The organism is Streptomyces albus subsp. albus (genome assembly GCF_000725885.1).
In the GTDB taxonomy this organism is placed as follows: domain Bacteria; phylum Actinomycetota; class Actinomycetes; order Streptomycetales; family Streptomycetaceae; genus Streptomyces; species Streptomyces albus.
Map to the genome: position 1 here is coordinate 200,772 of NZ_JODR01000002.1, position 13,627 is coordinate 214,398.

At 71.5% G+C, this 13,627-nt stretch carries 9 protein-coding genes; 1 reads left to right on the forward strand and 8 read right to left on the reverse strand.

The features are described 5' to 3' along the window. Positions 1 to 24: 24 nt before the first annotated feature. Positions 25 to 1,620 (reverse strand): nitrate reductase subunit beta, encoded by a 1,596-nt coding sequence (narH, locus tag IO40_RS0102790; protein ID WP_016470480.1) that lies wholly within the window; start codon positions 1,618 to 1,620, stop codon positions 25 to 27. Further along, positions 1,620 to 5,336, reverse strand: coding sequence for a nitrate reductase subunit alpha (locus IO40_RS0102795; RefSeq protein WP_016470479.1), 3,717 nt, complete (start codon positions 5,334 to 5,336; stop codon positions 1,620 to 1,622). Before IO40_RS0102795 ends, narH begins: the two co-directional genes overlap by 1 nt. Before the next feature lie 153 nt (positions 5,337 to 5,489). On the opposite strand from IO40_RS0102795, the gene IO40_RS0102800 reads away from it, so the two are divergent. After that, complete coding sequence (locus tag IO40_RS0102800) at positions 5,490 to 6,455, forward strand: tellurite resistance/C4-dicarboxylate transporter family protein (protein ID WP_234336519.1); 966 nt, start codon at positions 5,490 to 5,492, stop codon at positions 6,453 to 6,455. 94 nt (positions 6,456 to 6,549) lie between these two features. On the opposite strand, the gene IO40_RS0102805 is transcribed toward IO40_RS0102800, so the two are convergent. The 6 genes from IO40_RS0102805 to IO40_RS0102830 all read right to left on the reverse strand — a co-directional run bounded on the left by IO40_RS0102805 (position 6,550) and on the right by IO40_RS0102830 (position 13,602). After that, on the reverse strand, positions 6,550 to 7,905 hold the full coding sequence (locus tag IO40_RS0102805) for a sugar ABC transporter permease (RefSeq protein WP_016470477.1): 1,356 nt from the start codon (positions 7,903 to 7,905) through the stop codon (positions 6,550 to 6,552). Next, complete coding sequence (locus IO40_RS0102810; RefSeq protein WP_078565802.1) at positions 7,902 to 8,726, reverse strand: ATP-binding cassette domain-containing protein; 825 nt, start codon at positions 8,724 to 8,726, stop codon at positions 7,902 to 7,904. The genes IO40_RS0102805 and IO40_RS0102810 overlap by 4 nt, the downstream gene beginning before the upstream one ends. A 52-nt stretch (positions 8,727 to 8,778) precedes the next feature. Further along, entirely contained in the window at positions 8,779 to 9,891 is a 1,113-nt protein-coding gene (locus IO40_RS0102815; protein WP_030405756.1) for a substrate-binding domain-containing protein, read from the reverse strand. Positions 9,892 to 10,362: 471 nt separating this feature from the next. Further along, positions 10,363 to 11,547 carry an ROK family transcriptional regulator gene (locus IO40_RS0102820; protein ID WP_030405755.1) on the reverse strand — a complete coding sequence of 395 codons (1,185 nt, stop codon included), beginning with the start codon at positions 11,545 to 11,547 and terminating at the stop codon, positions 10,363 to 10,365. Between the two features lie 202 nt (positions 11,548 to 11,749). Continuing rightward, entirely contained in the window at positions 11,750 to 12,655 is a 906-nt protein-coding gene (locus IO40_RS0102825; RefSeq protein ID WP_030405754.1) for a carbohydrate ABC transporter permease, read from the reverse strand. Next, positions 12,655 to 13,602, reverse strand: coding sequence for a carbohydrate ABC transporter permease (locus tag IO40_RS0102830; protein WP_016470472.1), 948 nt, complete (start codon positions 13,600 to 13,602; stop codon positions 12,655 to 12,657). Before IO40_RS0102830 ends, IO40_RS0102825 begins: the two co-directional genes overlap by 1 nt. Positions 13,603 to 13,627 lie beyond the last annotated feature (25 nt).

Genomic DNA, 13,627 nt, shown 5'->3' on the forward strand with positions numbered 1-13,627 from the left:
TCGGCCGGTGCACTGGTGCCGGGGTCATTCGGGCTCCTCCCGCTCGGTGCGGTGGCGGGCGCGCAGGCCGTGGAACGCCTCCACGCTCACCAGCGGCAGCGCCTTGCGGCCCGAGCGGTCGCCGAAGGGGCCCGAGCCGCCCATTCCGGGTCCGCCCTGTTCGTCGAGCCGGCAGTGCTCGGGGACCGCCGCCTCCTCCAGCCGTCCGGCGTCCCCGACGGCCGCGGTGGGGATCACATAGCGTTCCTCGTACTTGGCCAGGGCCAGCAGCCGGTACATGTCCTCCAGCTCGGTGGCGGACAGGCCGACGCTCCGCGCGGTACGGGCGTCGGGCGTCTCGCCGAAGGTGACCTGCCGCATATGGGCCCGCATCGCGGCCAGCCGCTCCAGGGCGGCGCGCACGGGTCGCACATCGCCGGCGGTGAACAGTTCCGCCAGGTACTCCAGCGGGATCCGCAGCGTGTCGATGGCGCCGAAGAGGTTGCCGGCGTCCTCGCCGTCGAAACCCGTCTCGGTCAGCGCCTCCACCACAGGGGAGAGCGGGGGCACGTACCAGACCATCGGCAGGGTGCGGAACTCCGGGTGCAGCGGCAGCGCCACCCGGTAGGTGCTGATCAGGGCGTGCACCGGGGAGCGCCGCGCGGCCTCGATCCAGTCGTGCGCCACGCCGTCGCGGGCCGCGGCGGCCCTCACGTCCGGGTCCTCGGGGTCGAGGAAGAGGTCCAGCTGGGCGGGGTAGAGGCCGTGCTCGTCGCGGGTGGCCGCCGCGGCGGCCACCCGGTCGGCGTCGTACAGCAGCACTCCCAGGTACCGCAGCCGGCCCACGCACGTCTCGGAGCACACGGTGGGCAGCCCCACCTCGGTGCGCGGATAGCAGAACGTGCACTTCTCGGCCTTGCCGGTGCGGTGGTTGAAGTAGACCTTCTTGTACGGGCAGCCGGTCACGCACTGGCGCCAGCCGCGGCAGCGGTCCTGGTCGACCAGCACGATGCCGTCCTCGCTGCGCTTGTAGAGCGCGCCCGAGGGGCAGGCGGCCACGCAGGAGGGGTTGAGGCAGTGCTCGCAGATGCGGGGCAGATAGAACATGAAGGAGTCCTCGAAGGCGAAGCGCACCTTCTCCGAGGCCCGCTGCCGGGTCCTGGCCACCATCGGGTCCAGCCCGGCGTTCTCGGGCAGCCCGCCGAGGTTGTCGTCCCAGTTCGCGCTCCACTCGATCTTCATGGGTTTGTCCGAGAGCAGCGAGCGGGGCCGGGCGACCGGGTAGTCGTCGCCGAGCGGCGCGGTGGTCAGGTTGCGGTACTCGTACGTCCACGGCTCGTAGTAGTCCTTGACCGTGGGCTGCACCGGGTTGGCGAACAGCGTCGCCAGCCTCTTGAGGCGGCCTCCCGAGTGGGGGACGAGCCGTCCACGCCTGTCGATCCGCCAGCCGCCCCGCCAGTGGTCCTGGTCCTCCCAGCGGCGGGGGTAGCCCTGGCCCGGCCGGGTCTCGACGTTGTTGAACCACACGTACTCCACGCCCGAGCGGTTCGTCCACGTCTGCTTGCAGGTGACCGAACAGGTGTGGCAACCGATGCACTTGTCGAGGTTCATCACCATCGCCAGCTGGGCCATCACGCGCATCAGTAGTCGACCTCCTGCGAGCGGCGGCGGATGACGGTGACCTCGTCGCGCTGGTTGCCCGTCGGCCCCCAGTAGTTGAGCGACCAGCACGTCTGGGCGTAGCCGCCGATCAGGTGCGTGGGTTTGAGCAGCAGCCGGGTCAGCGAGTTGTGGGTGCCGCCGCGGCGGCCGTCGGTCCGGCTGCGGGGGACGTTGACGGTGCGTTCCTGCGCGTGGTGCAGGTAGACGGTGCCGCGGGGCATCCGGTGCGAGACCACGGCCCGGGCCACCACCACCCCGTTGCGGTTGACGGCCTCCACCCAGTCGTTGTCCCGCACCCCGACGGCCTCGGCGTCCTGCGGGGACATCCAGATCAGCTGTCCGCCCCGGGAGAGGGCCAGCATGAACCAGTTGTCCTGGTACTCGGAGTGGATGGACCACTTGTTGTGCGGGGTCAGATAGCGGACGGTCACCTCGCGGCGGCCGTCCGGGCCGAGGGCCGGCTCGCCGAACAGCCGCCGCATGTCCAGCGGCGGCCGGTACACGGGAAGGGACTCGCCCAGCTCGTGCATCCAGTCGTGGTCGAGGAAGAAGTGCTGGCGGCCGGTCAGGGTGTGCCAGGGCTTGCCGTGTTCGGTGTTGAGCGTGAACGGCGTGTACCGGCGGCCCCGCGCCTCGCTGCCGGACCACTCCGGTGAGGTGAGCACGGGTACGGGAGCCGCCTGGGTGTCGGCGAACGTGATGCGCCGCTCCTCCTGGCCGCGGGCGAGCCCGGCCAGGTCACCGCCCACCCGCTTCCCCAGTTCGCCGAAGCCCTGGACGGCCAGCCTGCCGTTGGTGGTGGCCGACAGTGCCAGGATGGCGTCGGCGGCCTTGACCGCGGTGTCCAGCCGGGGGCGGCCGTCGGCCGGGCCGCCCCGCACCCGCCCGCACGCCTCCCCCAGCTGGGCCACCTCCTCGTCCGGGTGGAGCGTCAGGCCCTTGACGGGGAGGCCCAGCCGTTCGGTGAGCGGGCCGAGCGCGGCCATCTTGGCGCCGATCGCGGTGTAGTCGCGTTCCACGACCGTCAGCGCCGGCATGGTCGCCCCGGGTACCGGCTCGCACTCGCCGCGCCGCCAGTCCCGTGCCGTGCCGCCGCTCTGCGCGGTCTCCCCCGGTGTGTCGTGCTGCATGGGGGTGGCCACCAGGTCGCGGCGGGTGCCCAGGTGGTCGCGGGCCAGTTCGCTGAACCGCTCGGCGATGGCCAAGAAGGCGTCGAAGTCGGTACGCGCCTCCCACGGCGGGTCGATGGCCGGGGTGAAGGAGTGCACGAACGGATGCATGTCCGTGGACGACAGGTCGTGCTTCTCGTACCAGGTGGCGGCCGGCAGGGTGATGTCGGACAGCAGCGTGGAGGACGTCATGCGGAAGTCCAGCGACAGCAGCAGGTCCAGCTTCCCCTCCGGGGCGTGCTCGTGCCACACCACCTCGCGGGGCCGCTGCTCCCCCGTCGCCTCCTCGGCGCGCAGCGAGCTGTGGGTGCCCAGCAGGTGGCGGGAGAAGTACTCGGCGCCCTTCGCGGAGGAGCCCAGCAGGTTGGACCGCCACAGCGTCAGGACGCGGGGCCAGTTGGCGGGCGCGTCGGGGTCCTCGACGGCGAACCGCAGCCGCCCGGCGGCCAGTTCCCCGACGGCGTACTCCACCGGGTCGCGGCCCTTCCCGGCCGCCTCGTCCACCAGGTCCAGCGGGTTGCGGTCGAAGGTGGGGGCGGAGGGCATCCAGCCGCAGCGGGTCGCCTGCGCCAGCAGATCGACCGCCGTACGGTCCCGGAAGGCGCCCTCGGCCAGCGGTGAGGCCAGCACGTCGGCGGGGAACCGGTCGTAGCGCCACTGGTCGGTGTGGAGGAAGAAGAAGCCGGTGCCGATCGTCTGCCGGGGCGGGCGGGACCAGTCCAGTGCGCCGGCCAGGGTCGTCCAGCCGGTGAAGGGCCGGCATTTCTCCTGCCCCACGTAGTGGGCCCAGCCGCCGCCGTTGCGGCCCTGGCAGCCCGTCAGCAGGAGCAGCGCCAGGAAGGTGCGGTAGATCGTCTCGGAGTGGAACCAGTGGTTGGTGCCGGCCCCCATGATGATCATGCACCGGCCCTCGGTCTGCTCCGCGGTGGCGGCGAACTGGCGCGCGAGGCGCACACAGGCGGCGGCCGGGACGGAGGTGTGCCGCTCCTGCCAGGCGGGGGTTCCCGGTGCTTCGGCGTCCTCGTAGCCGGCCGGCCAGTCACCGGGCAGCCCGGGCCTGCCCACTCCGTACTGGGCCAGCAGCAGATCGAAGACGGTGGTCGCCAGGGGGCCGTCCGCGCCGCCGAGCCGGCGGGCGGGCACGCCGCGGCGCAGGATCTCGCCCCGGCCCTGCCCGTGCGGTCCGCCGTCGGTGTCGAAGCGGGGCAGCAGCACCTCCACCGGCCGCATAGCGTCCTGTCCGGGAGGGCCGGCCACCGACAGCGCGGGTTCCAGTTCCCCCAGGTCCAGGTTCCAGTGGCCCCGGCCCGTGTCCGTCCAGCGGTCGCCGAGGGAGCCGCCCGGCACCGCCGGCTCGCCGCTCGCGGCGTCGAGGACGACGGTCCGCCACTCGGCGCCCTCGTCGCGGTGGCCGAGGTCGGCCGCGCGCAGGAACTTGCCCGGGACGAAGGCGCCGTCCCGTGGGGCCAGCGTCACCAGGAACGGCAGGTCGGTGAAGCGGCGTACGTAGCCGTCGAAGAACGGCACGGTCCGCTCGACGAAGCACTCCTTGAGGACGACGTGTCCCATCGCCATGGCCAAGGCGGCGTCCGTGCCCGGGTGCGGGTGCAGCCATTCGTCGGCGAACTTCGCGTTGTCGGCGAAGTCGGGGGCCACCACCACGACCTTCTGGCCCCGGTAGCGGGCCTCGGCCATCCAGTGCGCGTCCGGTGTCCGCGTCACCGGCACGTTCGATCCCCACATCAGCAGGAAGGCCGCGTCCCACCAGTCGCCCGACTCGGGTACGTCGGTCTGGTCGCCGAAGACCTGCGGGGAGGCGATCGGCAGGTCCGCGTACCAGTCGTAGAAGGAGAGCATGGCCCCGCCGATCAGCGAGACGAACCGGGCACCGGCCGCCTGGGAGACCATCGACATCGCCGGGATGGGCGAGAACCCCGCGATCCGGTCGGGGCCGTGCTCCTTGACCGTGTGGACGTGCGCCGCCGCGATGATCTCCACGGCCTCGTCCCAGTCCGCCCGTACCAGCCCGCCCTTGCCGCGCGCCCGCTGGTAGGCCGCACGGCGCTCGGGGTCCCCCACCACGTCGGCCCACGCCAGCACCGGATCACCCAGCCGGGCCTTCGCCTCGCGGTACGCCTCCAGCAGCACGCCGCGCACATACGGGTAGCGGACCCGGGTGGGCGAGTAGGTGTACCAGGAGAAGGCCGCACCCCTCGGGCAGCCCCGCGGCTCGTACTCGGGACGGTCCGGCCCCACGGACGGGTAGTCGGTGCCCTGGGTCTCCCAGGTGATGATCCCGTCCTTGACGTAGACCTTCCACCGGCACGAGCCGGTGCAGTTGACGCCGTGCGTGGAGTTGACGACCTTGTCGTGGCTCCACCGGTCGCGGTAGAAGACGTCGCCCTCGCGCCCGCCCGACCGCTCCACCCGGTGCAGGTCACCGGCCGTCCGCCCCGGGCGCAGGAACGTGGTCGCCGACAGCAGCGCGGCCCCCGCCTCCGTCCCAGATCTCCGCCTCGCCCGCACCGCGGCTCCTTGTCACCAGCTTCCCCGACACCGTCGCCGTACCCCCGCCATGGAACGGGGTGGCGGGGCGCGGGGCGGGGAGGCGAGGCGGATGTTGCCCCGGTTGGCCCACCAGCGGGTGCGGACGGGCCCGCGGTGTATTCGGATGGCGGCGTGAACGGTTCACCCGGTGACGGCGGCGCCGCCCCCCGCCGTGGTCATCGTCCGCCCGGTGCCGGTATGCCGCCCGCCGCCGGGGCCATGGTGATGGCCACCGGCATCCTGTCCATCGCCTTCCGGACCGCCGGCCACTGGATCGTGTCGCTGATCGCGCTGGGCATCGCCGTCGCGGCCTGGCTCCTGCTGGCCGCCGACTTCGCCCGCCGGCTGATCACGGCCCGCTCCCGGCTCGAGGCCGACGCGCACACCCCTGCCGCGCTCACGGGCGTCGCGGCCACCGCCGTGGTGGGCACCCGGCTGGCGCTGGCCGATCTGCGCCCGGCGGCGATCGCCCTGCTGGTGCTCGCCACCGTGCTGTGGCCCGTCCTGCTGACCGCCGTCCTGCGCAACCGGGGGCGGCGGATGCCCGGGGCCGTCTTCCTGATCTGCGTCGCCACCCAGAGCATCGCCGTCCTCGCCGCCACCCTCGCCACCACGCTGCGGGCCGGCTGGCTGGCCGACGCGGGCCTGGCCGTCTTCTGCGTGGGGATCGTCCTGTACGCCGAGGCCCTGCTGCGGTTCGATCCGCGGCAGCTGCGCACCGGGCGCGGCGACCACTGGGTGGCCACCGGGGCGCTGGCCATCTCAGCGCTCGCCGCGGAACGGCTGGCCTCCTCCGGCCACTGGGCGGGCGGCGGCGTCACCGTGCTGGACGACCTCGCCCTCGCCCTGGTCGCCGCGGCCCTCGCCGGGTACGCCGTGCTGCTGGTCGCCGAGGTGCGCTGGCCCCGCCCCGGCGCGGACGTCCGCCGCTGGGCGACGGTCTTCCCCCTGGGCATGACCGCCCAAGCCGTCCTGGCCGCCCCCGCCACGCTGCTCCACCCCCTGGGCCGGCCCCTGCTGTGGGTGGCCGCCCTCGCCTGGCTGGCCACCGCCGCCATGAGCGTCGTCCTGCTGCGGGGTACGCCCGAACGCCGGTGAGCCCGCCCTCTCGGGAGGGCGGGCTCACTGCCGGGGGCGGGAAGCAGGGGCCGGGCGCGGGTGGGGTGCCGGCACGCCCGGCCGGTCCGGTCGGTCAGGCGCGGCCCGCCGTCTTCTGCGTACGGCGGGAGACGGAGTCGATGACGACCGCCGCCAGCAGCACCGCACCAGTGATCATGTCGCGGACGGCGGAGCCGGTGCCCAGCAGGGCCATGCCGGAGTTGATGGACTGGATGACGAGCGCACCCAGCAGCGCCGACCACGTCTTGCCGCGACCGCCGAAGAGGCTGGTGCCGCCGATGACGGCCGCGGCGATGCAGTTCATCAGGAGGCTGCCGGCCCCGGACGACTGGTTGGCCGCGTTGATCTGGGAGGCGAAGAACAGGCCCCCGACGGCGGCCATCGTCCCGGCGAGGGCGTAGACGGTGATCCGCACCATGGACACGTTGATGCCGGCCCGGCCCGCGGCCTCGCTGCTGCCGCCGACGGCGAAGACCTGCCGCCCGTAGCGGGTGCGCCGCAGCACGAAGTCGCCGAGCACGACCACGCCGACGAAGACGACGACGGCCAGCGGCAGCCCCTTGTAGGAGTTGAAGACGAAGGCCGCCGCGTAGGCGGGCACCGCCACCACGACCGTGCGCAGCACGATCTCGCTGAGCGGCCGGCTGGGCACCTCCGCGGCCTTGCGGCGGCGCGCGTCCAGCAGCGAGAAGCCGAGGAAGGCCAGCACGCAGACGGTGGCCAGGCCCATCGCCCACACCTTGTCGGCGAAGTAGTGGTTGGTCAGCTGCGCCACCACTCCGTCGTCGTCGAGGTTGATGGTGCCGCTGGGCCCCAGGATCTGGAGCATCAGGCCGTTCCAGCCCAGCAGCCCGGCGAGAGTGACGACGAAGGCCGGGACGCCGATCCTGGCGAAGAAGAAGCCGTGGACGGCGCCGGCCGCCATGCCGGTGAGGATGGCCAGCACCATCGCCAGGACTTCGTTCATGCCCTGGTTGATGTTGAGGACGGCCAGGACGGCGGCCGACATGCCGCTGACGGAGCCGACGGACAGGTCGATCTCGCCGAGGATCAGCACGAAGACGATGCCGACGGCGATGAGCCCGGTGCCGGCACTCTGGACGAACAGGTCGCTGAGGTTGTTGGCGCTCAGGAACGCCGAGTCCTGGAGCTGGAAGACGATGCCGATGACGATCAGGCCGACGATCACCGGGAGGGAGCCGAGTTCGCCGGTGCGCACCCGGCGCAGCAGATCGTCGAGGTAGCCGGCGAAGCCGCGTTCGCGGACCAGCAGACGTGGATCGACGGAGGCGACCGCCGCCTGGGCGGGTCCGCCCCCGTCCGCGCCGGCGGTCTTGGTGAGCTGGCTGCCCTGGCCGCCGTCGCCGGCCGCGGTCCGGTCGGAGGGACCGCTGGTGGGCGCTCCGCCGGTGGGGGTGCCGGTGGTCACTGCTGCACCTCCGTGGGGGACGTGGTGGATGCGGTGGGCGCGGCGCCCGCGGTGCGGGCGTTGCGGCGGGTGACGACGTTGTCGGTCGCACCGGTGATGGCGGAGACGATCTCTTCCTGGGTGGTGTCGGGCACGGAGAAGGTGCCGTTGTTGCGGCCGAGCCGCAGCACGGCGACCCGGTCGCTCACCGCGCGGACGTCGGCCATGTTGTGGCTGATCAGCAGAACCCCCAACTCCCGTTCGCGGAGCCGCTCGACGAGGTCGAGGACCTGCGCGGTCTGCTCGACGCCGAGCGCCGCGGTGGGCTCGTCCAGGATGACGACGCGGGGCTCGCCCAGCAGCGAGCGGGCGATGGCGACGGTCTGCCGCTGGCCGCCGGACAGCGAGGCGACGGGGATGCGCACGCTGGGGATGCGGATGGAGAGCGTGGCCAGCAGGGTGCGGGCGCGCCGTTCCATCTCCACCTCGTCCAGCACCCCGCGCGCGGTCAGTTCGCTGCCGAGGAAGAGGTTGCCGACGACATCGAGGTTGTCGCACAGCGCGAGGTCCTGGTAGACGGTCGCGATGCCCAGCTGCTGGGCGTCGTGCGGTTTGTCGATGCGGACGGGCTTGCCGTTCCATTCGATGCTGCCCTCGTCCGCCGGGCTGACGCCGGCGATGGCCTTGACGAGGGTGGACTTTCCTGCGCCGTTGTCCCCGACGAGGGCGACGACCTCGCCGGGGTGGATCTCCAGGTCGACGTCCGTGAGCGCCTGTACGGCGCCGAACCGCTTGGAGATCCCGCGCAACGCCAGCACGGGCGTAGCGGACACGTGAATCACTCCTTAACCGCCGGGACGACCGCTCGGGGCGGGCCGGACCCGCCCGGCGGGATTACTTGATGCCCGCCTCGTCGCAGGCCTTCTCGAACTTGGCGGTGCAGATCTCCTTGGCGGTGAAGAAGCCCGACTTGCCGACGTACTTCTTGATGTCGTCCTTGACCAGCGGCAGCGGAGTGACGATCTTGGTCGGGACGTCCTTCTGCGACTCGCTGTCGGTCGTGGAGGTGGCGATCTTGTCCAGCTTCTCGCCGCGGGCCAGCGCGACGGCGAACTCGGCGGCGGCAGAGGTCTCGGGCACGTACGGCTTGTAGACGCTCATGAACTGCTCACCCGACAGGATGCGCTGCACGGCGTTGAGTTCGGCGTCCTGGCCGGTGACCGGCGGCATGTTCTCCTTGGTGAAGCCCGCGTTCTTCAGCGCGGTGATGATGCCGCCCGCCATGCCGTCGTTGGCGGAGTAGACGCCGACGATGTTCTCCTTGCCGAGCGAGGAGAGGGCGCCCTTCATGTTGCCGTTGGCGTTCTCCGGCTTCCACTCCTTGGTGTCGTACTCCTTGCCGACCTTCACCTTGCCGTCCAGGACGGAGTGCGCGCCCTCCTTGTACATCTTGGCGTTGGGGTCGGTGATGGAGCCGTTCATCATCACGATCTTGCCGTCGTCGACCTTGTCGCCCAGCTCCTTGAGCAGGGACGTGGCCTGGATCCGGCCCACCCGGGGGTTGTCGACGGAGGTGTACGCCTTGATCGGGCCCTCGGCGAGACGGTCGTAGGCCACGACGGGGATGTCCGCGCCGTCGGCCTTCTTGACCGAGCTGGAGATGGACTTGGCGTCCACCGCGTCGAGGATCAGCGCGTCGACCTTCTTGGCGATCATCGTGTCGACCTGCTGCTGCTGGAGGTTGGCGTCCTGCTTGGCGTTGGCGTACAGGATCTTGGTGTCGTCGCCGGCCAGTTCCTTGAGCTTCTTCTCCATCAGCGGCTTGTCGAACCGCTCGTAGCGCGCCGTCTGGTTCTCCGGGAGCAGCAGCCCGATGGTGAGCGGGCCCTTCTTGTCCTTGTCACCGCCTTTGCCGTCCGCCTGGTCGGCACTTCCGCAGGCGACGGTGGTGAGGGCGAGTGAGAGGGTGGCGGTGCCGAAAGCGATACCGCGCAGCACTGCGTGCATTGAGTGACCTCCCTGACGGGGCCGCAGAGCGGCCGGGGTAGCCGGAAGTCAACTCGCCGGTTCTGGGGCGGTCAATAAGCAAATCCTTAACGAGATGACAACGATGCCATGCGTTGAAGCAGAAAACTTATGGCTGCCGAGAGGGGCCGGCGCGGAAGGCCGGGAGGGGTTTCGCGGAACGGTCGTCGAACGGGCACCCGGCCGCGTTGAACGGGCACCGGGTGCGTTCCGAACGGGCATTGGCTCCAGTGCGAACGGGCACGGTGTGCCACCCGCGCGGGTACGGAAACGCGGGCCCTCGCCCGGGGCCGGCGACTGCCCCCTGCCGCGAACGTGACGGCGGGCATCCCGCGCACGGCCGGGAGGGGGGGGCGGCGCACCGGCCCGACGGTCAACGGGCGCACGGCAAGGACTGGACCGCGCGGCCGGGCCCGGAGCAGACCGGGGTCAAGGAGTGCGCGAGCGGCCGGGTCAGACCACCGCGGAGGCGGCGTCGACCAGTGTGCTGTCCCCCATCTCGTCGAGGACGAGGGCGAGGGCGCCCAGCACCTCGGCCCGGGTGTCGAGTTCGCCGGGCAGGACCGTCAGCCGGCGGGCGGCGCTGGGGATGGCGTACCGCGCCACCGAGTCCCGGACCGGGTCGAGCACGAGGTCACCGGCGTCGGCGAGGTCGCCGCCGAGGACGACCCGGGAGGGGTTGAGCAGGTTGCAGAGGCTGGCGACACCGCTGCCGATGTGACGGCCGATGTCGGCCAGGACCCGCCGGCAGCCGGGGTCGCCCTCGGCGGCGAGCTGCACGACGCGGGTCATCGTCAGGTCGGTGCCGTGGCTGGAGTGCAGCAGGGGCAGCACGTACCGGGCGGCGGTGAAGGTCTCCAGGCAGCCGCGGTTGCCGCAGCGGCAGACGGGCCCGGACTCGTCGAGGGTGATGTGTCCGATCTCGCCGGCGGTGCCGCCGGGGCCGCGGTAGATCTGCCCGTTGATCACGAGCCCGGCGCCGACGCCGCTGGCGACCTTGATGTAGGCGAGGTCGCGGGCGCCGTGGCCGGCTCCCCAGACCTGTTCGCCGAGGGCGCCGAGGTTGGCATCGTTGTCGACGTAGACGGGGACGCCGAGCCGGCCGGCGAGTTCGTCGCGCGGGTTGGTGCCCACCCAGCCGGGCAGGATGGCGGTGGAGCCGAGTACGCCGGTCTCCATGTCGATGGGGCCGGGGACGCCCAGCCCCACACCGATGATCTTGCTGGGGCTGATGCCGCTCTTCTCCACCAGGTGCCGCACCAGGTGTTCGGCGCGGTCCAGGCCCTGGTCGGCGGAGGCGTCCACGTCGATGGGCTCGGCCTCCTCGGCCAGCACCGTGTGGGCGAGGTTGCCGACGGCGACGCGCAGGTGGGAGTGGCCGAAGTCGACGCCGACGACGATGCCCGCGTCGGCGCTGAGCGAGACGGCGCGGGCCCGGCGCCCGCCGGAGGAGGTCGGGGTGACCTCGACGGTGCCGGCGTCCTTGAGCTCACGGACGATGTTGGAGACGGTGGCGGCGGACAGCCCGGTGGTGCGGGCGATCTCCGCCTGGGTGAGCGAGCCCGCCATCCGTACGGCGCGCACCACGCGTTCGAGGTTCGCCCGGTGCAGCGAGGACTGCGATCCCGGAGTCTCCACCACTGTTCACTCCCCGCTTGTCTCCAACATATGAACCCTAAGCAGAGCCCTGGTGGATCTCCCCGTCAAGTCCTATGAGCTCGGACGACCCGGGCTTGCGCTCATTTGTGACTCATCATACGGAGGTGAGCGGGTGAAACGCGCCGGGTCCCCGGCCGGACGGCCGGGGACCCGGGCACGATGCGCCGGCTCGGTGGCTACATCACTTCACGGAGCCCGCCGTCAGGCCGGAGACCACGTGCCGCTCGATGAACGCGAACAGGATGATCACCGGGACGATGGCGACGACGGAGGCGGCGAACAGGTAGTTCCACTGCACCGTGTAGGCGCCGATGAAGTTGTTGATGCCGACGGTCAGGGGCTGGCTCTCCGGCTCGGTGGAGAGCGTCAGGCCCATCACGAACTCGTTCCAGGCGGAGATGAAGGTGAAGATCACGGCCGTGACGACGCCGGGCAGTGCCAGCGGCAGCGTCACCTTGATCATCGCCCCGAAGCGGCTGGTGCCGTCCACCATCGCCGCCTCCTCCAGCTCCTGGGGGATCGACCCGATGTAGGCGGTGAGGATCCACACGGCGAAGGCCAGGTTGAACGCGGCGTTGGTCAGGATCAGCGTCCAGACCGAGTTGAGCATGTCCAGCTGGTAGAACTCGCGGTAGAGGCCCACCAGCAGGGCGGTCGGCTGGAACATCTGGGTGACCAGCACCAGCAGCAGGAACCACTTGCGTCCCTTGAACCGCATCCGTGCCGTGTAGTACGCGGCCGGGAGCGAGACGAGCAGCACCAGGATGGTGGACCCGCCGGCGACCAGGAGCGTCACCTGGAGGTTGTCCCCGAGCGAGGACTCCCGCCACACGTCGACGAAGTTGGCCCAGTCCAGCTTGTCGGGCAGATAGGTACGGTCGCGCAGCTCGTCGGCGGGCCGCAGCGCCGTGACGATCATTTCCAGGTACGGCGCGAGGAAGAGCGCGGCCAGCAGCCACGCGACGGCGGTCAGCACCAGGGTGCGGGGCCGGAAGGTGCGCCCGGGCTTGCGCGCGGGGCCCCGGGCGGACCCGGCGGAGCCCTCCTTGACCGGTCCGGTCCCGGCGGTCGGGGTTGCGGTCGCCATCAGTCCTCCTCGTTCCACCGGCTGACCTTGAGGAAGATCAGCACGAGTACGACGACCATCGCGAAGTTGACCACCGACATCGCCGCGGACTCGGCGAGGTCCGTCTCCTTGAGCTTGTACATGAACACGGTGGTCGTCGCCGTGTCGCTGCCCGGGCCGCCCTGCGTCATCGCCCAGATGATCGGGAACGAGTTGAAGACGTTGATCAGGTTGATGACGACACCGACGAGGAAGGCCGGCCGCAGCAGCGGCAGCGTGATGCCCCGGTAGGTCTGCCAGGGCCCGGCGCCGTCGATACGGGCCGCCTCGTAGACCTCGCCCGGGATCGTCTGGAGCCCGGCGAGCAGGGTGTAGGTGGTGAACGGCAGCGAGACGAACACCGCCACGAACATCATCCAGGGCCAGGCGGTGGAGGCCGAGCCCAGCCAGTCCTCGGACTTGTCGATGATGCCCAGGTCCAGCATGAGGGTGTTGAGCACACCCGCGGTCTGGTTGAGCATCCACTTGAAGCCGATGGCGGTCATCAGGACCGACGCCGCCCAGGGGGCGATGAGCGCCCAGCGGGTGATGCGGCGGCCCGGGAAGCGCTGGTTGAACAGCTGGGCGAGGCCCAGCGAGACCAGCATCGTGACGCCGACGACCACGACCGTCCACAGCACGGTCCAGAGGATGACGTGGCCGAAGTCGGATTCCTCGAAGAGTTTCCGGTACTTGTCGGTGCCGGCCGAGCCCCGCACGATCCCCGCGATGCTGATGTTGAGGAACGAGGTCCTGATCAGCTCGATGACGGGCCAGACCACGACGGCGAGGATGAGCAGGACGACCGGGGCTATCCAGGGGAGCGGGCCGAGCCGGGCCAGCCCGCCGCGCGAGCGGGGGGCCGGCCGGGCGGGCTGCCCGCCCCGCCCCCGGCTGCTTGCCGGGGACGGCGGGGCCTTCAATGACACGGGGTCTCCTTGCGGTACTCAGGTG

Excerpts from the sequence above, each read along its gene's own strand:
- narH (WP_016470480.1), bottom strand. The coding sequence starts at position 1,620 with ATGCGCGTGATGGCCCAGCTGGCGATGGTGATGAACCTCGACAAGTGC.
- IO40_RS0102815 (WP_030405756.1), bottom strand. The coding sequence starts at position 9,891 with ATGCACGCAGTGCTGCGCGGTATCGCTTTCGGCACCGCCACCCTCTCA.
- IO40_RS0102825 (WP_030405754.1), bottom strand. The coding sequence starts at position 12,655 with ATGGCGACCGCAACCCCGACCGCCGGGACCGGACCGGTCAAGGAGGGC.